The 19,435-nt window shown below is 59.5% G+C and carries 23 protein-coding genes; 12 read left to right on the top strand and 11 right to left on the bottom strand.

Annotated elements, in window-relative coordinates:
* Positions 1 to 140 precede the first annotated feature (140 nt).
* A complete protein-coding gene (locus ACA068_RS20555) occupies positions 141 to 428 on the top strand; it encodes a GNAT family N-acetyltransferase (RefSeq protein WP_020800382.1) in 288 nt (95 codons plus the stop codon).
* A gap of 66 nt (positions 429 to 494) precedes the next feature.
* Here ACA068_RS20555 and ACA068_RS20550 read toward each other — a convergent pair whose 3' ends face one another.
* Together ACA068_RS20550 and ACA068_RS20545 are read right to left on the bottom strand one after the other, a co-directional pair.
* Entirely contained in the window at positions 495 to 1,571 is a 1,077-nt protein-coding gene (locus ACA068_RS20550) for a 3-deoxy-7-phosphoheptulonate synthase (RefSeq protein ID WP_497304369.1), read from the bottom strand.
* Positions 1,572 to 1,732: 161 nt separating this feature from the next.
* Positions 1,733 to 2,176 (bottom strand): PilZ domain-containing protein, encoded by a 444-nt coding sequence (locus ACA068_RS20545; protein ID WP_497304367.1) that lies wholly within the window; start codon positions 2,174 to 2,176, stop codon positions 1,733 to 1,735.
* Here ACA068_RS20545 and ACA068_RS20540 point away from each other — a divergent pair.
* The 5 genes from ACA068_RS20540 to cysB all read left to right on the top strand — a co-directional run bounded on the left by ACA068_RS20540 (position 2,175) and on the right by cysB (position 6,133).
* Positions 2,175 to 2,561 carry a thioredoxin family protein gene (locus ACA068_RS20540; RefSeq protein WP_497304365.1) on the top strand — a complete coding sequence of 129 codons (387 nt, stop codon included), beginning with the start codon at positions 2,175 to 2,177 and terminating at the stop codon, positions 2,559 to 2,561. The genes ACA068_RS20545 and ACA068_RS20540 overlap by 2 nt on opposite strands.
* Positions 2,558 to 3,514, top strand: a complete 957-nt coding sequence (locus ACA068_RS20535; protein WP_497304363.1) for a putative 2-dehydropantoate 2-reductase — start codon at positions 2,558 to 2,560, stop codon at positions 3,512 to 3,514. The genes ACA068_RS20540 and ACA068_RS20535 overlap by 4 nt, the downstream gene beginning before the upstream one ends.
* 25 nt (positions 3,515 to 3,539) lie before the next feature.
* Positions 3,540 to 4,445: a 5'-nucleotidase gene (locus ACA068_RS20530; RefSeq protein ID WP_461975464.1), complete on the top strand. Its 906-nt coding sequence runs from the start codon at positions 3,540 to 3,542 to the stop codon at positions 4,443 to 4,445.
* A gap of 95 nt (positions 4,446 to 4,540) precedes the next feature.
* Complete coding sequence (locus tag ACA068_RS20525) at positions 4,541 to 5,044, top strand: universal stress protein (RefSeq protein WP_403103834.1); 504 nt, start codon at positions 4,541 to 4,543, stop codon at positions 5,042 to 5,044.
* Between the two features lie 114 nt (positions 5,045 to 5,158).
* Complete coding sequence (cysB, locus tag ACA068_RS20520) at positions 5,159 to 6,133, top strand: HTH-type transcriptional regulator CysB (RefSeq protein ID WP_008148549.1); 975 nt, start codon at positions 5,159 to 5,161, stop codon at positions 6,131 to 6,133.
* 6 nt (positions 6,134 to 6,139) lie between these two features.
* On the opposite strand, the gene ACA068_RS20515 is transcribed toward cysB, so the two are convergent.
* Complete coding sequence (locus ACA068_RS20515) at positions 6,140 to 6,622, bottom strand: GreA/GreB family elongation factor (RefSeq protein ID WP_497304361.1); 483 nt, start codon at positions 6,620 to 6,622, stop codon at positions 6,140 to 6,142.
* Between the two features lie 14 nt (positions 6,623 to 6,636).
* Positions 6,637 to 7,047 carry a hypothetical protein gene (locus ACA068_RS20510; protein WP_497304359.1) on the bottom strand — a complete coding sequence of 137 codons (411 nt, stop codon included), beginning with the start codon at positions 7,045 to 7,047 and terminating at the stop codon, positions 6,637 to 6,639.
* Between the two features lie 124 nt (positions 7,048 to 7,171).
* Between ACA068_RS20510 and earP the strand changes: the two genes are divergently transcribed.
* Both earP and ACA068_RS20500 read left to right on the top strand, forming a co-directional pair.
* Positions 7,172 to 8,329: an elongation factor P maturation arginine rhamnosyltransferase EarP gene (gene earP / locus ACA068_RS20505; protein ID WP_497304357.1), complete on the top strand. Its 1,158-nt coding sequence runs from the start codon at positions 7,172 to 7,174 to the stop codon at positions 8,327 to 8,329.
* A 48-nt stretch (positions 8,330 to 8,377) separates the two neighbouring features.
* Positions 8,378 to 8,947, top strand: coding sequence for an elongation factor P (locus ACA068_RS20500; RefSeq protein ID WP_032626910.1), 570 nt, complete (start codon positions 8,378 to 8,380; stop codon positions 8,945 to 8,947).
* Positions 8,948 to 9,130: 183 nt separating this feature from the next.
* Here ACA068_RS20500 and ACA068_RS20495 read toward each other — a convergent pair whose 3' ends face one another.
* The 4 genes from ACA068_RS20495 to ACA068_RS20480 all read right to left on the bottom strand — a co-directional run bounded on the left by ACA068_RS20495 (position 9,131) and on the right by ACA068_RS20480 (position 12,463).
* Entirely contained in the window at positions 9,131 to 10,147 is a 1,017-nt protein-coding gene (locus tag ACA068_RS20495) for an alpha/beta hydrolase (RefSeq protein ID WP_497304355.1), read from the bottom strand.
* 33 nt (positions 10,148 to 10,180) lie between these two features.
* Complete coding sequence (locus ACA068_RS20490) at positions 10,181 to 10,600, bottom strand: organic hydroperoxide resistance protein (protein ID WP_010461312.1); 420 nt, start codon at positions 10,598 to 10,600, stop codon at positions 10,181 to 10,183.
* A 375-nt stretch (positions 10,601 to 10,975) separates the two neighbouring features.
* The gene (locus ACA068_RS20485; RefSeq protein ID WP_497310637.1) at positions 10,976 to 11,437 is read right to left on the bottom strand and encodes a MarR family winged helix-turn-helix transcriptional regulator; all 462 of its coding nucleotides are present in this window, start codon (positions 11,435 to 11,437) and stop codon (positions 10,976 to 10,978) included.
* Between the two features lie 69 nt (positions 11,438 to 11,506).
* Positions 11,507 to 12,463 (bottom strand): LysR family transcriptional regulator, encoded by a 957-nt coding sequence (locus ACA068_RS20480; RefSeq protein WP_497304353.1) that lies wholly within the window; start codon positions 12,461 to 12,463, stop codon positions 11,507 to 11,509.
* A 124-nt stretch (positions 12,464 to 12,587) separates the two neighbouring features.
* Between ACA068_RS20480 and ACA068_RS20475 the strand changes: the two genes are divergently transcribed.
* Positions 12,588 to 13,322 (top strand): sulfite exporter TauE/SafE family protein, encoded by a 735-nt coding sequence (locus ACA068_RS20475; RefSeq protein WP_497310636.1) that lies wholly within the window; start codon positions 12,588 to 12,590, stop codon positions 13,320 to 13,322.
* On the opposite strand, the gene ACA068_RS20470 is transcribed toward ACA068_RS20475, so the two are convergent.
* Positions 13,312 to 14,166 (bottom strand): LysR family transcriptional regulator, encoded by an 855-nt coding sequence (locus tag ACA068_RS20470; RefSeq protein WP_497304351.1) that lies wholly within the window; start codon positions 14,164 to 14,166, stop codon positions 13,312 to 13,314. The two genes, ACA068_RS20475 and ACA068_RS20470, sit on opposite strands and share 11 nt — an antisense overlap.
* Before the next feature lie 96 nt (positions 14,167 to 14,262).
* Between ACA068_RS20470 and ACA068_RS20465 the strand changes: the two genes are divergently transcribed.
* Together ACA068_RS20465 and ACA068_RS20460 are read left to right on the top strand one after the other, a co-directional pair.
* Positions 14,263 to 14,478: a DUF1127 domain-containing protein gene (locus tag ACA068_RS20465; protein WP_497304349.1), complete on the top strand. Its 216-nt coding sequence runs from the start codon at positions 14,263 to 14,265 to the stop codon at positions 14,476 to 14,478.
* A gap of 64 nt (positions 14,479 to 14,542) precedes the next feature.
* Entirely contained in the window at positions 14,543 to 15,772 is a 1,230-nt protein-coding gene (locus tag ACA068_RS20460; protein ID WP_497304347.1) for a winged helix-turn-helix domain-containing protein, read from the top strand.
* Between the two features lie 88 nt (positions 15,773 to 15,860).
* Here ACA068_RS20460 and ACA068_RS20455 read toward each other — a convergent pair whose 3' ends face one another.
* Positions 15,861 to 17,207, bottom strand: coding sequence for a class II 3-deoxy-7-phosphoheptulonate synthase (locus tag ACA068_RS20455; RefSeq protein WP_010461297.1), 1,347 nt, complete (start codon positions 17,205 to 17,207; stop codon positions 15,861 to 15,863).
* Between the two features lie 149 nt (positions 17,208 to 17,356).
* Here ACA068_RS20455 and ACA068_RS20450 point away from each other — a divergent pair, with 149 nt between their 5' ends.
* Positions 17,357 to 18,112: a spermidine synthase gene (locus tag ACA068_RS20450; protein ID WP_497304345.1), complete on the top strand. Its 756-nt coding sequence runs from the start codon at positions 17,357 to 17,359 to the stop codon at positions 18,110 to 18,112.
* A gap of 111 nt (positions 18,113 to 18,223) precedes the next feature.
* On the opposite strand, the gene ACA068_RS20445 is transcribed toward ACA068_RS20450, so the two are convergent.
* Entirely contained in the window at positions 18,224 to 19,015 is a 792-nt protein-coding gene (locus ACA068_RS20445; protein WP_497304343.1) for a crotonase/enoyl-CoA hydratase family protein, read from the bottom strand.
* Positions 19,016 to 19,435 lie beyond the last annotated feature (420 nt).

Raw genomic sequence — 19,435 nt, 5'->3', positions numbered from 1 at the left:
TATTTGATACGTGCTCGGTTGCGCGAGATCGGTGCAGCTCTTCTCGGTGTCCATTCAGGCACGGGGTGGCGTAGATGTTCCTTCGCCGGAAAAACATCGGTAAGGTAGGGGTCAGAATTCAAGACCCGCGAGGAGTAGTGATGAGCGAGGCGTTGTCCATCCACCATGACCAGGCTGGTCATCAGTTCGAGACCAATGTGGACGGTCATCGTGCCTACCTGACCTATATGGATCTGGGGAAACAGACCCTGGATATCTATCGCACCTTCGTGCCCAACGCATTGCGGGGGCGCGGCATCGCGGCCGCATTGACCGAACAGGCGCTGCAGTACGCTGAAGAAATGGGTTACACCGTCATTCCATCGTGCTCTTACGTCGAGCGCTACATGGAGCGCCACCAACGGCATGCCGCGAAGCTGAGCCAGTAACCTCAAAATACGAACACAAAAAAACGCCGGGTTTAGCCCGGCGTTTTTGTGTGCAGCGAAACGTGATCAGGTGCGAGCGCGTTTGGGCAGCACATCCTTGAGCTTGGCGTGCATGCTGCGCAAGGTGGTTTCTGTAGCGGACCAATCGATGCAGGCATCGGTGATCGACACGCCGTATTGCAAGTCGGCGAGGTCTTTCGGGATGGCCTGGCAGCCCCAGTTCAGGTGACTTTCGACCATCAGGCCGATGATCGACTGGTTGCCTTCGAGGATCTGGTTGGCGACGTTCTCCATCACCAGCGGTTGCAGGGCCGGATCCTTGTTGGAGTTGGCGTGGCTGCAATCGACCATGATGTTCGGCTTGATCTTCGCCTTGTTCAGCGCTTGCTCGCAGAGCGCGACGCTGACCGAATCATAGTTCGGCTTGCCGTTGCCACCGCGCAGGACCACGTGACCGTAGGCGTTGCCCTTGGTGGTGACGATCGACACGCCACCTTCCTGGTTGATGCCCAGGAAACGGTGCGGGCTGGAAACCGACTGCAGGGCGTTGATCGCCACGGTCAAGCCGCCATCGGTGCCATTCTTGAAGCCGACAGCCGAAGACAGGCCGGAAGCCATCTCACGGTGAGTCTGGGATTCGGTGGTGCGCGCGCCGATGGCCGACCAGCTGATCAGGTCCTGCAAGTATTGCGGGGAGATCGGGTCGAGGGCTTCAGTGGCGGTCGGCAGGCCCATCTCGGCCAGGTCCAGCAGCAACCGACGACCGATGTGCAGACCGTCCTGAATCTTGAAGGAGTCATCCAGGTACGGGTCGTTGATCAGACCTTTCCAGCCGACAGTGGTACGTGGCTTCTCGAAATACACGCGCATGACCAGATACAAGGTATCGGACACTTCTGCGGCAAGCACTTTCAGGCGCTCGGCGTATTCGTGGGCCGCCTTGATGTCGTGGATCGAGCAAGGGCCGATCACGACGAACAATCGGTGGTCGGTGCCATCAAGAATGTTGCGAATGACTTCGCGGCCCTTGGTGACGGTGCGCAGGGCCGCGTCGCTCAGAGGGATATCACGCTTGAGCTGATCGGGAGTGATCAGGGTCTCGTTGGAGGCGACGTTTAGGTCGTTGATCGGTAAATCAGCCATCGTTTACTCGTCAGGTCACGGGTGCCGGCCGCCAGCGAACCCGCGCGGCGGAGCACAGCAAATTAAGCGCGTCGGGGAGCCGAACCTTAGCGCGTTAGGCGCCTGCTCGACAATGGGCAGACACCGGTTTTAGGGGCATTCTCACTAATTGAGAGCGTCGCCTAACCCAGCGCAGGCTGTGCAAATGCCTTGCGAACCGTGTCGTGAGAGAACTCGTCGGCATGCTGCTGGACCCAGTCGAGGGCCAGGGCCTGAATATCCTGCAGGTCTTCGTGTGCGTCACGCAGGCGGCAATAACGTTCGATCTGGCAAACCTGCTCGCCCATTCGCGCACTGAACAGCATCTGTTCGTCGACGAAGGCAATGCCCACCAGGTAGCCGCGCTTGCGTCGCAGGCACCAGGCCACATAGCCCAGATAGCGCAAATCGGGATTCAAGGTTGGCATGCGTACTTCCAGCGCCGTACCGTGGCGCCAGGCGCGGTGGTAATTGCAAGCCATGCCGCCGAGGCTGATAGTGTGCAGCCGTTGCCGCGAAATGCACTCATGCTTGAGCAACGTTAACTCGACGGGCACATCGTCAGGGTGAGGTAGAAAACGTCCCATGAACACAAACTCCATGTGTCGGCCATTTGACATTGTTTCCCCCAGTATAGTGGTCGAATTGGAACTGACTGATTTCGACGCCGACCAACGGCTGCTAGCGATGAGCGGTGTGTCGCTGGTGATTTTCACCAGCGTCGGCTGCGCCAGTTGCCGTTTTGCCCGTGAGCAATTGCCAAGACTCGATCTGGCGATCGACCGGCTGTGCTGGATCGATGCCGGGGACAATGGCGGGCTGGTCGAGCGTTATCAGGTTTTTCATTTGCCGGCGCTGTTTGTGGTGCGCGACGGCGAGTTCTTCGGGGCAGTACAGTCGCGCCTGACCAGCACCGGGCTCAATGAAACCGTGCGCCAGGTGCTCAGTCGACATGCAGAGGAGTTGCCATGATGGGGGCAGTTGCCAAACCGACAATCGGTATTATCGGAACCGGCGCGATCGGCGGGTTCTACGGGGTGATGCTGGCGCGTGCCGGGTTCGATGTGCACTTCTTGTTGCGCAGTGAATTTGCAGCAGTCGCTGAACGCGGGCTGCAAGTCGACAGTGCGGTGCATGGCGCATTGACGCTGAACCCGGTCCAGGCCTATTCGTCCGCTGAGGACATGCCCGCCTGTGACTGGGTGCTGGTCGGCGCAAAAGCCACCAGCAACGCGGATTTGGCGCCTGCCATCATCCAGGCCGCCGCCCCGAATGCCAACGTCCTGCTGTTGCAAAATGGCCTGGACGTCGAAGACAGCTTGCGTGAGTTACTTCCCGATTCCCTGCACCTGCTCGGCGGGCTGTGTTTTATCTGCGTCCATCGCGAAGGGCCTGGCGTCATAACCCATCAAGCGCTCGGCGCGGTAAACGTCGGCTACCACAGCGGTCCCGCAGCCGATGAGCAGGCGCGAATGACGATTGTCGAGGAGGGCGCCGGACTATTCCGCGCAGCCGGTATCGACTCTCAGGCCATGCCGAACCTCCACCAGGCACGCTGGCAAAAACTGGTCTGGAATATCCCTTACAACGGTCTGTCGGTGCTGCTCGGGGCCAGCACCACGCCGTTGATGGCTGATGCCGACAGCCGGGAACTGATCCAGTCGCTGATGGCCGAAGTGGTTCGGGGAGCAATCGCCTGCGGTCACGATATTCCGGTCGGGTATGCCGAGCATTTGTTCAAGGTGACCGAGAAAATGCCCGACTATTGGCCAAGCATGTACCACGATTTTCTGCACAAACGACCGCTGGAGCTGCAGGCGATCTACGCGCAACCGCTGGCAACGGCCAAGGCGGCGGGGTGCGAATTGCCACGAATCGAAGCCTTGTATCGCAGCTTGAGTTTTATCGATCGACGCAACACGTGAGTCGATCAACCTGAGGGGGAAGGGCATGGCAAAGACTATCGACGACAAACTGGTGCTGGCGATTTCATCGCGAGCGCTGTTCGACCTGAGCGAAAGCCATAAGGTCTATCTGTCGAGCGGCGTCGAAGCTTACCGGCAATATCAGATTGAACATGAAGACGAAATCCTCGAGCCCGGGGATGCGTTTCCGTTGGTGGAAAAACTGCTCAATCTGAACGCCAGCCTCGGTCGGGCCCGGGTCGAGGTGATCCTGGTGTCGCGCAACAGCGCCGACACCGGCCTGCGCGTATTCAACTCGATTGATCATTATGGCCTGGCGATTTCCCGCGCGGCGTTCGTGGGCGGGCGCAGCCCTTATCCGTACCTCAAGGCCTTTGGTTGCGACCTGTTTCTCTCCACCCATGCCGAAGATGTGCGCAGCGCGCTGGACGCAGGGTTCGCTGCGGCGACCATTTTGTCGGGGGGGGCCAGCCGTGCGGCCAGCGATGAGTTGCGCATCGCCTTCGACGGTGATGCCGTGCTGTTTTCCGATGAGTCCGAGCGGATCTATCAGTCCGGTGGCCTGGAAGCGTTTCAGGCCAGCGAGCGCGAATCGGCCCGCGAGCCCTTGCGCGGAGGGCCGTTCAAAGGCTTCCTCGCCGCCCTCAATCTGTTGCAGCGCGAGTTTCCCGATGACGCCTGTCCGATCCGCACCGCCCTGGTGACGGCGCGGTCGGCGCCAGCCCATGAGCGGGTGATCCGTACCTTGCGCGAGTGGGACATTCGTCTGGACGAGTCGCTGTTTCTTGGCGGCTTGACCAAATCGGCGTTTCTCGAAGCGTTCGCCGCTGATGTGTTTTTCGACGACCAGGCCGGCCATTGCGAGCTGGCCCGCGAAGTGGTCGCCACCGGTCACGTGCCCCATGGCATCAGCAACGAGCAAAAAGTTTAAGCCCGCCGTTCAACGCGTTACGCCGAACGTCGTACTCGTCAAGGCACTGCTAAGCTGAATCAAATCTCCGCCATGTTGGCACGCGAGGAGGTCATATGATTCATTCGATGCTGTATGCCACGGATCTCGGGCTGTACGCACCGTTGGTGATGCAGCATGCCTTGGCGCTGGCGCGGACATTCAATGCCGACTTGTATGTGGTGCACGCCGTTGAGCCCATGGGGTTGTTTGCCGAATCAGTGCTGCAGAGTTACCTCGATGAGCAGGCCTTGAACGAGTTTCACAGTCAGGGCCTGAGCACGGTGATTGCCAATATCGAGCAGCGGGTGCTCGACAGTTTTCGTGAAGAATTGGGGGATGAAGGGGAGCAGGATCTGGAGCGGATCAAAGCGGTGCGGGTGCTGCAGGGGGACCCGTCGCAGGTGATTCTCGACCAGGCGCAGAAACTCTCCGTGGATTTGTTGATCGTAGGTAGTCACAGCCATGGCGCAGGGGCGGAAACACCCTTGGGCCGCACCGCTGCGCGGGTGTTGCAACTGGCGCGTGTGCCGGTTTATCTGGTGCCGCTGGTTGAGCGACGTCGCCAGGGGGATCGCTAGAGCAAGAATAGTGGCAATTTGACAAAAAAGTTCTAGATTTATTCTTCAGACCATTAATATAGTTATATACCGTCGCTGATGCCCGTGGCGTCTACCTTGCTTTGAGGGATTCATATGAAGCTTCAACAACTGCGCTACATCTGGGAAGTGGCGCACCACGACCTCAACGTTTCCGCTACAGCCCAAAGCCTTTACACCTCGCAACCGGGTATCAGCAAGCAGATCCGTCTGCTGGAGGACGAATTGGGCGTCGAGGTTTTTGCTCGCAGCGGCAAGCACCTGACCCGCGTCACCCCGGCCGGCGAGCGCATCATCACCACCGCCGGCGAGATCCTGCGCAAGGTTGAAAGCATCAAGCAGATCGCCCAGGAGTTCTCCAACGAGAAAAAAGGCACCCTATCGATCGCCACCACGCACACTCAGGCACGTTATGCCTTGCCGCCGGTGATCAGCAATTTCATCAAGCAGTACCCGGACGTTGCCCTGCACATGCACCAGGGTTCGCCGATGCAAATCGCCGAAATGGCCGCTGACGGCACCGTGGATTTCGCCATCGCCACCGAAGCGCTGGAACTGTTCGGCGACCTGGTGATGATGCCGTGCTACCGCTGGAACCGCTGCGTGGTCGTGCCTCAGGGCCACCCGCTGACCAAGCTGTCGAAGCTGACCCTGGAAGCACTGGCCGAATACCCGATTGTGACTTACGTGTTTGGCTTCACCGGCCGTTCGAAACTCGACGAAGCCTTCAGCCATCGCGGCCTGACGCCGAAAGTGGTGTTCACCGCGGCCGACGCCGACGTGATCAAGACATATGTTCGTCTGGGCCTGGGCGTGGGCATCGTGGCGAAAATGGCGGTCGATGCCAAACTCGACAGTGACCTGGTCATGCTCGATGCCAGCGACTTGTTCGAATCCAGCATCACCAAAATCGGTTTCCGTCGTGGCACCTTCCTGCGTGGTTTCATGTGCGACTTCATCGAGAAGTTCGCGCCGCACCTGACCCGCGAAGTGATGGCCAAGGCCATTCAGTGCCACAACAAGCAGGAACTGGAAGAGCTGTTCGACGGCGTCGAACTGCCGGTCCACTGATCCCTTTTAAATGACCTCGGTAACAGCAAACTGTTGCCGGGCGCCCGCCACCAGAATCTCTACCTCGTCCCCTTCGAACTTGCCCAGCAGGCTTTTGCCCAGCGGTGAACGAGGGGTGATGACGGTGATCATCTGTCCGACCATATCGACTTTCAGACCCGCCGCGTCAGGCGCCAGAAACAGCCACTGCTCATGACCCTTTTCGTCTTCCAGTCCGAGCAGGGCGCCCACTTCGATCCCGCGTTGTTCGTCATAAGGACGCAAGGTCAGGTTCTGGCACAGCGTGAGTGACTGCCTGATCTCTTCCACACGTTTGGCCTGTCCGGCCGCTAGATAAGACGCCTCCAGACCCAACGTGTCGTACTTGTTTTCGGCGATATTTTCTTCGTGGGTTGCGGTTTCGTAAGCGGTTTGCGCGGCACGCTCGGCGATGTCGAGATCGATTCGAAGCTTGTCGAGAATCAACTGGTGGACGGTCGGCTTATGCATAGAGAGCTTCATGATCAGTCGCAGAATTGCAGGACATTGGCACGGCTTTTTTCGCTCGGCGCGGTCTGGTCCTGTTGCAGCCAGAACTGGCATTTCGGGTTGGACAGGTTGCGGCGGGTGCTGCGGGCCTGATCCATCCGTTGCTGTTGTTCATTCTTGCGCAGGTTATCTTCGTACTGTTCGAACAGCGGGCTTTGCGGCGGGATGTCCGGCACCGGTTGCACCACCACCGGCGGCTTGGCCAGTTGCTCTACAGCGGCTGCGACCGGCGCGAGTTGCTCGCTGAACAGCAGGCGCGAGGCGAGCCAGCAGGTCAGCGCGATCGCGAGGAATCCAAGCCACAGACCGAGGGCAATGCTGCCGGTCAATTGCAGCGCATTGAGCTGAATCGGCAACGGGCGGCGTGGAGAGGGACGGTAGGGCATGGCTGCCTCCTGGCGGGTGGGCGCGGGCGAATGGCGATTGTCGCACGAAGATTAATCGCCGTCGGCTCTTCTGCGCGAGGTAATTTATGCGGACAATCGGCGCCTTTGCCAACGGGAGCCTGGAATGCCTGAAATGCCTCAAGTGAAAAACCGCTGGCGCTGGGATATTTTTTGCACCGTGGTCGACAACTTTGGCGACATCGGCGTGACCTGGCGCCTGGCCCGACAGTTGGTGGCCGAGCATGCGGTGGAGGTGCGTTTGTGGGTCGATGACCTGCGGGCCTTTGAGCGCATCTGTCCGGACATCGACATACGCGCTTCGCAACAATGGCAGCAGGGTGTCGAGGTGCGTCAGTGGCCTACCGAATGGCAACCCGCTGAAGCCGCCGATGTCGTGATCGCCGCGTTCGCCTGCCAGTTGCCGAGCCCCTACATGGACGCCATGGCTTCGCGGGAAAAGCCGCCGCTGTGGATGAACCTCGACTATCTGAGCGCCGAAGACTGGGTGATCGGCTGTCACGGTTTGCCGTCGGTGAAGTACAAGAGCGTGCAGAAGTACTTCTTCTTTCCTGGGTTTCAGAAAGGCACGGGGGGCTTGCTGCGAGAAAGCGGATTGCTTGAACGTCGCAGGCAGTTTCAGCAAAGCCCCGAGGCACAGCGAGCATTCCTGCAAGGCCTGGGGATTAATCGCGCACCGAGCGCCCAACTGATCTCACTGTTCGCGTATGAAAACAGTGGCTTGGCCAGTTGGCTGGACACGATGGCCGCCGATTCGATACCCACGCATCTGCTGGTGCCCGAAGGCCGGATTCTAGGGGATGTAGAACGCTGGCTGGGTGTCGATCAGCTGGCGGCCGGCGCGTTGCATGTGCGCGGTGAGGTGACCGTGCAAGTCTTGCCGTTCGTCCGACAGGATCAATACGACCACCTGCTCTGGTGCTGCGACTTCAACGCCGTGCGCGGCGAAGATTCCTTTGTCCGAGCGCAATGGGCAGGGCGGCCGCTGCTCTGGCACATCTATCAGCAGGACGAAGACATCCACCTGGACAAGCTCGATGCCTTCCTCGCGCTGTACACCCAAGGCCTGTCCGAGCCTGCCCGCGAGGCGATCAGCGGTCTTTGGCGTGCGTGGAATGCAGGCCTTAATATGTCCGACCACTGGCTGACCACCCGTAAACACTGGCCGGAGCTGCAAAAACACGCCGAGGCGTGGTGTCTGGAACAGGCCTTGCAGGCCGATCTTGCCGCAGCGCTGGTACAGTTTTACCTAAATTGGATATGATACGCGGCCTAGATTTTTGTAAATCCCATCCAAATTCGGATATTCGCAATGAAAACTGGTAAAGAACTGAAACCCGGTACCGTGATCCGTCTCGAAAACGATCCTTGGCTGGTTCAGAAAGCTGAATTCACCAAATCCGGTCGTAACAGCGCGATCATGAAGACCAAGCTGAAAAACCTGCTGACCGGTTACAAGACCGAGATCGTTTACAGCGCTGACGACAAACTGGACGACGTAATCCTCGACCGCAAAGAAGCGACCCTGTCGTTCATCAGCGGCGACACCTACACGTTCATGGACACCACCGACTACACCATGTACGAGCTGAACGCTGAAGACATCGAAGCCGTTCTGCCTTTCGTTGAAGAAGGCATGACCGATGTTTGCGAAGCGATCTTCTTCGAAGAGCGTCTGGTTTCCGTAGAACTGCCGACCACCATCGTGCGCGTAGTTGACTACACCGAAGGTTCGGCTCGCGGCGACACTTCCGGCAAGGTGATGAAGCCTGCCAAGCTGAGCAACGGCACCGAGTTGCAAGTTGCTGACTTCATCGAAATCGGTGACCGCATCGAGATCGACACCCGCGAAGGCGGTTCCTACAAAGGCCGTGCTAAATAAGCACAGCCTCAGGAATGAAAAAGCCCGACCATTGAGTCGGGCTTTTTTGTGTGCGCAATTTCGAATTCAACGTTGCAACCCTTGTAGGAGTGAACCTTGTCCCAATGACTGAGTGTCAGTCGAAATCAATGTCGACTGACACTCCGTCATCGCGAGCAGGCTCACTCCTACATTAGAGCTGTGTTATTTCTTCAGATGTTGTTTCAGTTCTTCGGACGCTTGCAGCATCGCCGAACGTACTGCCGGCACCTGGCTCACTACGTTAAGCAAACCGTAGTCGTGAATCATCCCGTTGTAACGAACCGCGGTGACCGGCACCCCAGCCTCGTCCAGTTTGCGGGCATAGGCTTCACCTTCATCGCGCAACACGTCGGCACCGGCTGTTTGCACCAGCGCAGGCGGCAAGCCCTTCAGTTGCGCAGTGGTGGCCCGCAGCGGCGAGGCGTAGATCTCGTTACGTTGTTTGGCGTCGGTGGTGTAGTTGTCCCAGAACCACTTCATCATGTTTTTGGTGAGGAAGTGCCCCTCGGCAAACTGGTTGTAGGACGCGGTTTCGAAGCTGGCATCGGTCACCGGCCACAGCAGCACCTGGAACTTGATCGCCGGCGTGCCCTTGTCTTTGGCCATCAGTGCAACCACGGCCGCCATGTTGCCGCCGACGCTGTTGCCGGCCACTGCCAGGCGCTTGCCGTCGACGTTGATTTCTTTGCCGTGCTCAGCCACCCATTTCGTCGCGGCGTAAGCCTGATTGATCGCCACCGGATAATGCGCTTCCGGTGACGGGGTGTAATTGACGAACACCGCCGCTGCACCCGAACCCGTCACCAGGTCACGAACCAGACGTTCGTGGGTCGGGAAATCCCCCAGCACCCAGCCGCCGCCGTGGAAGAACATGAACACCGGCAGCTCGCCCTTGACCCCGGCCGGCCGGACGATAGTCAGGCTGAGCGGTTTGCCGTCGACTTGTATGGTCTTCTCGCTGACATCGGCTTTTGGCAGTGTCAACTTCACCGAGGCTTGCGCACCCACCAGCACCGCGCGGGCTTCTTTGGGGGTGAGTTGTTCCATCGGTTTGCCGGTGCCGGCATTCAGGACATCGAGGAACGCCTGGGTGTTGTGTTCAACCCCATCGCCCGCGAATGCGTTGTTGATGGACAAAGCGAGAAGGGTGCCGGTCAAGACTTTGCTGAAAGTGTTCATGTTCATTTCCTGTTCGGGCCTGGAAGTCAGTGGTTAGACGGTAACGTGCAGACGCACATCGACGTTGCCACGGGTCGCGTTCGAGTACGGGCAGACCTGGTGGGCCGCCTCGACCAGGCTTTGCGCGTCGGCCTGTTCAAGACCCGGCAGGCTGATGTGCAGGTCGATGTCCAGGCCGAAGCCACCAGGGATCTGGCCGATTCCGACATGGGCGGTGATCGAGGCGTCATTCGGGATGCTGCGTTTGGTCTGGCTGGCGACGAATTTCAGCGCGCCGATGAAGCAGGCGGAGTAGCCGGCTGCGAACAGTTGCTCAGGGTTGGTCGCTGCGCCGCCGGCACCACCGAGTTCTTTCGGGGTGGCGAGTTTGACGTCGAGGATGTTGTCACTGGAAACCGCACGACCGTCACGGCCGCCAGTGGAGGTTGCGATTGCGGTGTAGAGAGTTTGCATGGTGTGAGCCTCGTTCGGGTTTGTTTGGTTTGCGCTAAATGTTTGCGCGCCAAGTAAGTGCGAGGTGAATGTATCGCGCTAATATCTTGCGCGCAAGATAAAATCTTGAAAAAGTTTTGGATTAGAGGAGGGCGCGGATTGGAGGTGTTGAGTTAGAGCGGTTGCGGAAGGGTTTTTTAACGGAATATTTTTTCGAAGGGGCCAGCGAGGTCGGCAGGGATACAACAAAGCAAATGTAGGAGTGAGCCGGCTCCGGGCGGCGTTCCGACGATGACGGAGTGTCAGTCAGTATCAATGCTGAATGACACTCCGTCATCGTCGGAACGCCGCCCGGAGCCGGCTCACTCCTACAGGGGATCCGGGGTGGTTTGGAGATTAGAGGCTGTCTTGGAGATTGCTGCGCAGTTCTTGCAGCTCCGCTTGAAGTTTTTGCAGTCTCTCAAGCGTCATTCCGCTTGCACCGAGGATGCACTGGGGAATGCTGCGTGCCTTATCGCGCAACGCACGCCCCTGTTCGGTCAGCTCGACGATCACCACCCGCTCATCCTCACGGCTGCGTGTGCGACTGAGCAGTCCTTCGACTTCCAGGCGTTTGAGCAAAGGCGTCAACGAGCCGGGATCTGTCAGCAGTCGTGTGCTGATTTCTCCAACAGTCAAACCATCCCGCTCCCACAACACCATCATTGCCAGGTACTGCGGATAGGTCAGGCCCAGCGCTTGCAGCAGCGGCTTGTAGACCTTGGTCATTAGCAGCGACGTGGAATGCAGGGCGAAGCAAGCCTGATTGTCCAGCAGCAGGTCGTCGCAGTTATCCCGGGTATTGCGCTCGGTGGTCATTTCAAAGCCTTGATCAGTGATCGTCATGAATCTAGCGGACGAATCTTTAATGCACCAGACAATTCTAGACTAGTGCCGGTCCAGGGTGTTTTGCAGAGCCAGGTCCCACGGTGGAATAGGGCTGAAACGGGTTTTCAGGTATTCCAGAAGCAGGCGGCTGCGCGAATTGGGTTGTTGCGACAGTCGCAATGCATAGATGCCGGTGGAGTCCGTGGGTGGCAGGCCGTTTTCACAAAACAGCGGCAATAACTCGCCGCGCAACAGATATTCGCTGGCAAGCCAGGTCGGCAAATGCGCGATGCCCAACCCGGCCAGCGCACCGCAGACCAACGCCTCGGCATTGTTGGCACTCATGCGGATGCGCGCCGGGCGATGCAGGTGCATGTGCCCGTCGCGTTCAAAGCGCCAGGCGAAGGGTGGGGCCAGGCCGTCCCAGTCGAGGCCGTCATGTTCGATCAACTGCGCCGGCTCGGTCGGGACGCCGCGACGTTTCAGGTACTCGGGGCTGGCGCAGGCAATACGCACCATACTCGCCAGCGGCGTGGCCACCAGCCGGGTGTCGGCCATTTGCCCTGCGCGCAGCACCAGATCCACCTTGCCCAGATTCAGCCCCTGCATGTCGACAAAACTGTCGATCAAATGCAATTGCACGTCGAGGCCCGGATAGAGCATCAGGAAGTCGGCAATCACCGGCGCCAAGTGCCGTCGGCCGAACGCCGCTGGCGCATCAATCCGGATCAAGCCTTCCGGCGAACTGCTCAGGGACACCGCTTCGGCGCGGGCCAGGCGCAGTTCTGCCACAATCCGTCGCGCCCGTTCGGCGAACGCCAGGCCTGCAGGAGTGGCGCGCACCGCGTGGGTGCTGCGAATGAACAGCTGGCTGCCGACTGCATTTTCCAGGCTGTCGATACGTCGCGCCACCGCCGAAGGCGTCAGAGGATGTCGGCGGGACGCCGCGGAAAAGCTCCCGGTTTCCAGTACATCTAGGAAAAGGCCTAGCTGTTCGGTCAATTGATTTGGGTTCATGGTGTGTCAGTGCTTGTGCGAAGTTGGCACAGCCATTGTGCGTTGCTGTGCGTTTCCCCGCCAGCGTCGACTGCGTAGGATGAATGCTCTGACAAAAGGAAAATCGCCTGTGATTGAGTTCGTGATGTATCTGGCCTTCGGCGCAGCCCTGGGAACCCTCGGCGGAATATTCGGAATTGGCGGTGGCTTGATCGCGATTCCGTTGCTGGGCGTGCTGTTCGGTCTCGATCAGCAAATTGCCCAGGGCACGGCATTGGTCATGGTGGTGCCCAACGTGATGCTGGCGCTGTGGCGTTATCACCAGCGCAACCGCATCGAAATGCGCCACGCGCTGCCATTGGCCGCAATGGGGTTCTGCTTCGCCTGGATCGGGTCGATCTGGGCGGTAGGCATTGACGCGGAGACCATGCGCCTGGGCTTTGTCGCGTTTCTGATTGCCCTGTCGGCCTACAACGTGGTGCGCATGTTCACCGCCAACGCGCCGGCCTCTGCCCATATGCGTTATTCCTGGCCATGGTTGGGCGTGCTTGGCGCGGCATCCGGCGCCATGGGCGGGTTGTTCGGAGTTGGCGGTGCGGTGGTGGCGACGCCGGTGCTGACCAGCCTGTTCGGCACCACCCAGGTGGTGGCTCAAGGCTTGTCGCTGGCCCTGGCGCTGCCCAGCACCGGCGTCACACTGGTGACTTACGCGGTGCATCATCAAGTGGACTGGCTGATCGGGTTGCCGTTGGCTGTCGGCGGATTGATGAGCATCAGCTGGGGCGTGAAGATCGCCCACGCCATGCCGGAGCGGCTATTGCGCGGGTTGTTCTGCGGTTTCCTGGTGCTGTGCGCGGTGATGCTCGCGTTTAAAGTTTGAAGCCTTCGACGATATGTTCGGCCAGGCACTCGGTGATCGGTGAAGGGTTGTTCAGGTTGCGTATCAGCATGATGCTGGCTTCCGGCAACAGCGGCAGGTCTTCGGCGGCTCCCAGGATGCGCATGTCCGGCGTGATCAGGCTTTCCAGTTGCGCGGTCACCGCGAGGCCCGCACTGACCACGGCCATCAACGCCGACAGGCTCGAACTGTTGTAGGCGATGCGGTAATCGCGCCCCATGGCGTCCAGTGCATTGCACGCCCACAGCCTGCAGAAACAATCACTGTTGAACATCGCCAACGGTAACGGCGTCTGCTCGTGGGCGCTGAAACATTGTGCTTCAGCCCAGACGAAACGCTCCTTGCGCAGCAACTGGCCGATCTCGCTGCCCGGCTCGCGGGTGACGATGGACAAGTCCAAGTCCTGGCGTTGCAGCAATTGTTTTGATGATTCGCAGTGAACCTCGATCTGGATCAGCGGGTAGAACTTGGCGAAGCGCGACAGGATCCCCGGCAGGAAACGCATGACGTAATCGTCGGGCGTGCCGATGCGCACGGTGCCGACCATGTGCGGCTCGCGCAGGGTATTGAAGACTTCGCTGTGAAGTTTGAGGATGCGCCTCGCGTAACCCAGCAATACCTGGCCTTCGGCGGTCAGCTTGACCTGGCGTCCATCACGCTCGAACAACTGACGCTGCAACACGTCTTCTTCCAGACGCTTCATCTGCATGCTCACCGCTGACTGCGTGCGGTTGACCATTTCACCGGCACGGGTAAAACCGCCTTGGTCGGCAATGGCGACAAAGGTACGCAGCACATCCGTATCGATACTTGGGTACGCCGACATCCATCAATCTCCGAGATGGTTACCATCAGAAACATTCGTTGGATTGATCTTAGCGCTGAGGCGAGACTTGAGCCATCCCTAAAGGAGGGCAACAAGATGAAAGGTCATAACGAGCAAGTAACGGAAGAAAAATTCTCAATCCACGCGGTATCCGATCTGCTGCACAAGTTTAGTCGCTGGTACGAACTTCACCGTGAACGTGACCTGCTGGCAAGCCTGAGCGACGAAGCACTGAAAGACATTGGCGTGAGTCGTGCGGATGTAGAGCATGAGTCGGTCAGGCCGTTCTGGGATGATCCGATGCATAAATGATGAGGCCATCGCTACACAAACCCCTCTCTGGTGAGGTAGGTTGCGAGCAGACACGGAGGTATTCATGCCCGCAACGCTGTCCTTTTCCAACAAACAGGCTCGACGTCTGGCGCTGGCCGCGCAAGGGTTCAACGGGCGGCAACCGCCAGCGGCGATCAAACCGGTTCAGCTCAACCGGCTGATCGAACGACTGGGCATTTTGCAGATCGATTCGGTCAATGCGTTGGTGCGTTCGCACTACCTTCCCTTGTTTTCCCGCCTCGGAAATTATTCCCCCGATTTGCTCGATCAGGCTGCCTGGAGTAAGGGCCGACGTCGCACGTTGTTCGAATATTGGGGCCATGAAGCTTCGTTGCTGCCCATGTCGATGTACCCCTTGATGCGTTGGCGCATGCAGCGTGCGACGCGCGGCGAAGACATCTATCAGCAACTGGCACGTTTCGGTCGCGAGCAGCAGGACACGATTCGCCGGGTGCTGGCCTCGGTGCAGGAACTCGGCGCACTGGGGGCCGGAAGCTTGTCGACCCGCCAGGAGCGGGCGGGGCCATGGTGGGACTGGAGCGCTGAAAAACATGCGCTGGAATGGTTGTTCGCCGCCGGTGAAGTGACCGTTGCCGGCCGCCGTGGATTCGAGCGGCTTTATGACCTGCCGGAACGGGTGATTCCTTCGGCGGTTCTGCAACAGCCTTTGCTGAGTGAAACCGAGGCCCTGCGGGGGCTGTTGCTGCATGCTGCGACGGCATTGGGGGTTGGCACGGAAAAGGACCTGCGTGATTATTTTCGCCTGAACCCGGCAGACAGCCGGCCGCGTCTGGCGGAACTGATAGAGGCGGGTGAGTTGCTGGCTTGCGAGGTTCAGGGCTGGCGGCAACCGGCTTATTGCCTGCCCGAGTCGAAAGTGCCGCGCAAGGTCGAGTCCAGTGCCTTGCTATCACCCTTTGATTCGTTGATCTGGGAACGCAGCCGCACCGAGCGGTTGTTCGATTTCCGTTATCGACTGGAGATTTACACGCCGCAGGACAAGCGGGTCTACGGCTATTACGTACTGCCGTTTTTGCACAATGAACGGATTGCCGCACGGGTTGATCTGCGAGCCGAACGAGCGTTGAGCCGGCTGGCGGTGCATGCCGTGCATGAAGAGGAACCAGGGCTGGACGAGGCGGGGATGCTGGCGTTGGCGCTCAATCTGCGGCAGATGGCGGATTGGCTGGGGCTTGAGCGGGTTCAGCTGAATTGTCCGCGGGCGAGTGCGGCGCGGTTGCGGGTAGCGTTGGTGACGATTGGCGGTGACTGAACGGGCGCCTTCGCGGGCAAGCCTCGCTCCTACAGATACAACGCAATTTTGTAGGAGCGAGGCTTGCCCGCGAATGGCGCGACGCGGTTTAGCGCCGGACTTGTTTCAAGGTCTCGGCAATCAAAAAAGCCAACTCCAACGACTGATCAGCATTCATCCGCGGATCGCAATGGGTGTGGTAACGGTCCGACAACCCGTCTTCAGTGATCGGCCGCGCGCCGCCAATGCACTCGGTCACGTTCTGCCCGGTCATCTCGATGTGGATACCGCCGGCGTAACTGCCTTCTGCCTCGTGAACCTGGAAGAACTGCTTCACTTCACCGAGGATCTGCGCGAAGTCGCGGGTCTTGTAGCCGCTGCTGGCCTTGATGGTGTTGCCATGCATCGGGTCCGAACTCCAGAGCACCTGCTTGCCTTCACGCTGCACCGCGCGGATCAACGCTGGCAAGTGATCGCCAACCTTGTTCGCGCCCATGCGTGCGATCAGGTTCAAGCGGCCCGGATCGTTGTCCGGGTTAAGCACGTCGATCAGGCGAATCAGGTCTTCAGGGTTCATGCTTGGGCCGACCTTGACCCCAATCGGGTTATTCACGCCTCGCAGGAATTCGACGTGGGCGCCGTCGAGCTGACGGGTGCGGTCGCCGATCCACAGCATGTGCGCCGAGCAATCGTAGTAGTCGTTAGTCAGACTGTCGCGGCGCACGAAAGCTTCTTCGTAATTCAGCAACAGCGCTTCGTGGGCCGTGAAGAAGCTGGTTTCGCGCAGTTGTGGCGAGCTGTCCATGCCGCAAGCGCGCATGAAGGCCAGGGTTTCATCGATGCGATCGGCCAGGTGGCTGTATTTTTCAGCCAGCGCCGAGTTGGCGATGAAGTCCAGGTTCCATTTGTGCACCTGATGCAGGTCGGCAAAACCGCCCTGGGCGAAAGCACGCAGCAGGTTCAGGGTCGCGGTGGACTGGTGATAGGACTGGAGCAAGCGCTCCGGGTCCGGCACGCGGCTTTTTTCGTCGAAACCGATACCGTTGACGATGTCGCCACGGTAGGCGGGGAGGGTCACGCCGTCGATGGTTTCATCGTTGGCTGAGCGAGGCTTGGCGAACTGGCCGGCCATGCGCCCGACCTTGACCACCGGGCAGCCCGCGGCGAAGGTCATGACGATCGCCATCTGCAGCAAGACTTTAAAGGTGTCGCGGATTTTCGCCGCGGAGAACTCGGCGAAGCTTTCGGCGCAGTCGCCGCCCTGCAACAGAAACGCACGGCCCTGGGTGACTTCTGCGAACTGACGGCGCAACTCCCGGGCCTCACCGGCAAACACCAGCGGCGGGTAGCTGGCCAGGGTTTGCTCGACTTGACGCAAATGCGCGGCGTCGGGGTAAAGGGGTTGTTGCTGGATCGGCAGGGCGCGCCAGCTGTCAGGGCTCCAGGGTTGGCTCATCACGGTCTCGGTTGTTTTACGCTCGGACACTCATGTTATCAGCAAATTAGTGCGTGACCTGTTCCCGTCGCTTCGCGGACAATCGCGCCTTTGCCGCTTCATGTTGCGGTTTATCGAGTTGCCGGGCCTGGCGACGATCAGGAGACGAAATGACTGAGGAGCGCGTCGAGCATCTGCTCGCCGAGGTACAGGATGAGTTCGGCGTGATTCGCGTGCTGGAAGTGGCCGATTACCGTTTTCTCGAGTTCGGTGATGCCATTGAGCAGAGCTGCGTGTTCACGGCTGACCCGAGCTGGCTCGAGTACGATTACACCCGGGCGATGCTGATTGGCGCGCTGTGCCACGAACAGCCGGAAAGCGCGCTGTTTCTTGGTCTGGGCGCCGGCACGCTGACCCAGGCGTGCCTGAGGTTTTTGCCCCTTGAAGATGTCGAAGCCATCGAGTTGCGCCCCGACGTACCGCGTTTGGCCATCGAATACCTGGGGCTCGATGACGATCCGCGGTTGTATATCCGAGTCGGCGATGCGCTGGAATTGCTCGATACCGCTGAACCGGCGGACCTGATCTTCGTCGACCTTTATACCGATGTCGGTCCGGGAGTCGGGCATCTGGCCTGGAGCTTCCTGGAAAACTGTCAGAAACGCTTGAATCCGGGCGGCTGGCTGGTGATCAATCAATGGGCCACCGACGACGGCAAGCCCTTGGGCGCTGCGTTGTTGCGTGGGCTCTATCACCGGCATTACTGGGAGCTGCCGGTGAAGGAGGGCAACGTGATTCTGATCGTGCCTTCGGAACTGGATCAGGAACTGGACATGGACGGATTGATCGCCCGGGCCGAAGAGCTTGCACCGCGATTGGGGTATTCGTTGCAGTCGTTGATCAAGGCGATTCGCCCGGCGACTTGATGTGGTGTTCTTTAGGGCCTCTTCGCGGGCAAGCCTCGCTCCTACGGGATCCTGCAAACCCTGTAGGAGCGAGGCTTGCCCGCGAAGAGGCCCCTACAGTCAATACATCCTTCAAACCCCTTTGAAGATGCCCGGCCGCTTCTCGACCATTGATCGCACCCCCTCTTTGGCATCCTCACTCGCCAGCAACTTCTTCACCAGCGGCGGCAATCCCTGCGCCGCCGCGGTTTCTCCCTCATAACGCGCCTGCCGCGCAGACATCAACGTCGCCTGAACCCCCAGCGGGGCCTGCCGGGCAATTCGCTCAGCCAGCTCAATCGCGCGCGGCAGCAAATCCTCGCTGGCCATGACTTCCTGCACCAACCCCAGATGCAACGCATCGTGAGCATCGAATTCATCGCCGGTCAGCAGCCAGCGCATGGCATTGCCCCAGCCGGCGACTTGATGCAGACGCAACGTGGCGCCACCGAAGGGAAAGATCCCGCGCTGCACTTCCTTCTGGGCAAAACGGGTGTTGCTGGCGCAGAGGTTGATGTCCGCGGCCAGCATCAACTCGATGCCAATGGTCAGGCAGTAGCCTTGCGCGGCGACAATCACCGGTTTGCTCACCCGGGGCCCGGCAAACACGCCCCACGGATCGCAACCGCCGGGCGGTGTCTGCCAGCCTTCGGCCAGGGCAGCGCTGGCATTGATCAGGTCGAGCCCGGCGGTGAAGTGCTCGCCGTGACCGAACACCACCGCCACGCGCGCCTCGCTGTCGGCCTCGAACTCGCCGTAAGCCAGGCTCAGAGCGTTGAGCAAATCGAGGTCGAAGGCATTGCGCTTGGCGACCCGATCCAGGCCGATCATCAGGACATGGCCGTGTTTTTCACGGGTGACACGACTGGAGCCGGGCTGATTCATGGAGCATTTCCTCGGGCGGGAAGGGTGTGCCAGACCGAAGTTCAAGACCGCGGGTCTGCGTCACAAGGATGAACCGTTTTAGCGCCATCGCCAGCAGGGCCGGGCCTTTGAAAAATAGACTGTTGCACGATTATCCGCAAAGCCTGTGACAGAACGGTATATACGTCAGTTTTCCGACAAATAATGCTCCCTTTTTGGGCGATTTCCGGTATAGTGCGCGCCGGCCTTTAACCGGGCCGCGTTTAGGTAGCGCAATTTCCCGAAGTCAGCTTCGGCTGCACGTCCGCACAGCGGACTCTCCCTTGACGAATCTTTTTCATTCATTCGTTTTCGCAAATCCCCGCCGACAAAGCAGCCAGGGCGACTCTTGAGTCTTACACGGCATGCGCAGCTTTGGAGCATGGGTCTTTGCGGATGCAC

The sequence above is a fragment of the Pseudomonas sp. LBUM1660 genome, assembly GCF_059695935.1.
The sequence above is the reverse complement of the archived record's forward strand: the minus strand, read 5'-3'. Positions and strand labels throughout refer to the sequence as shown.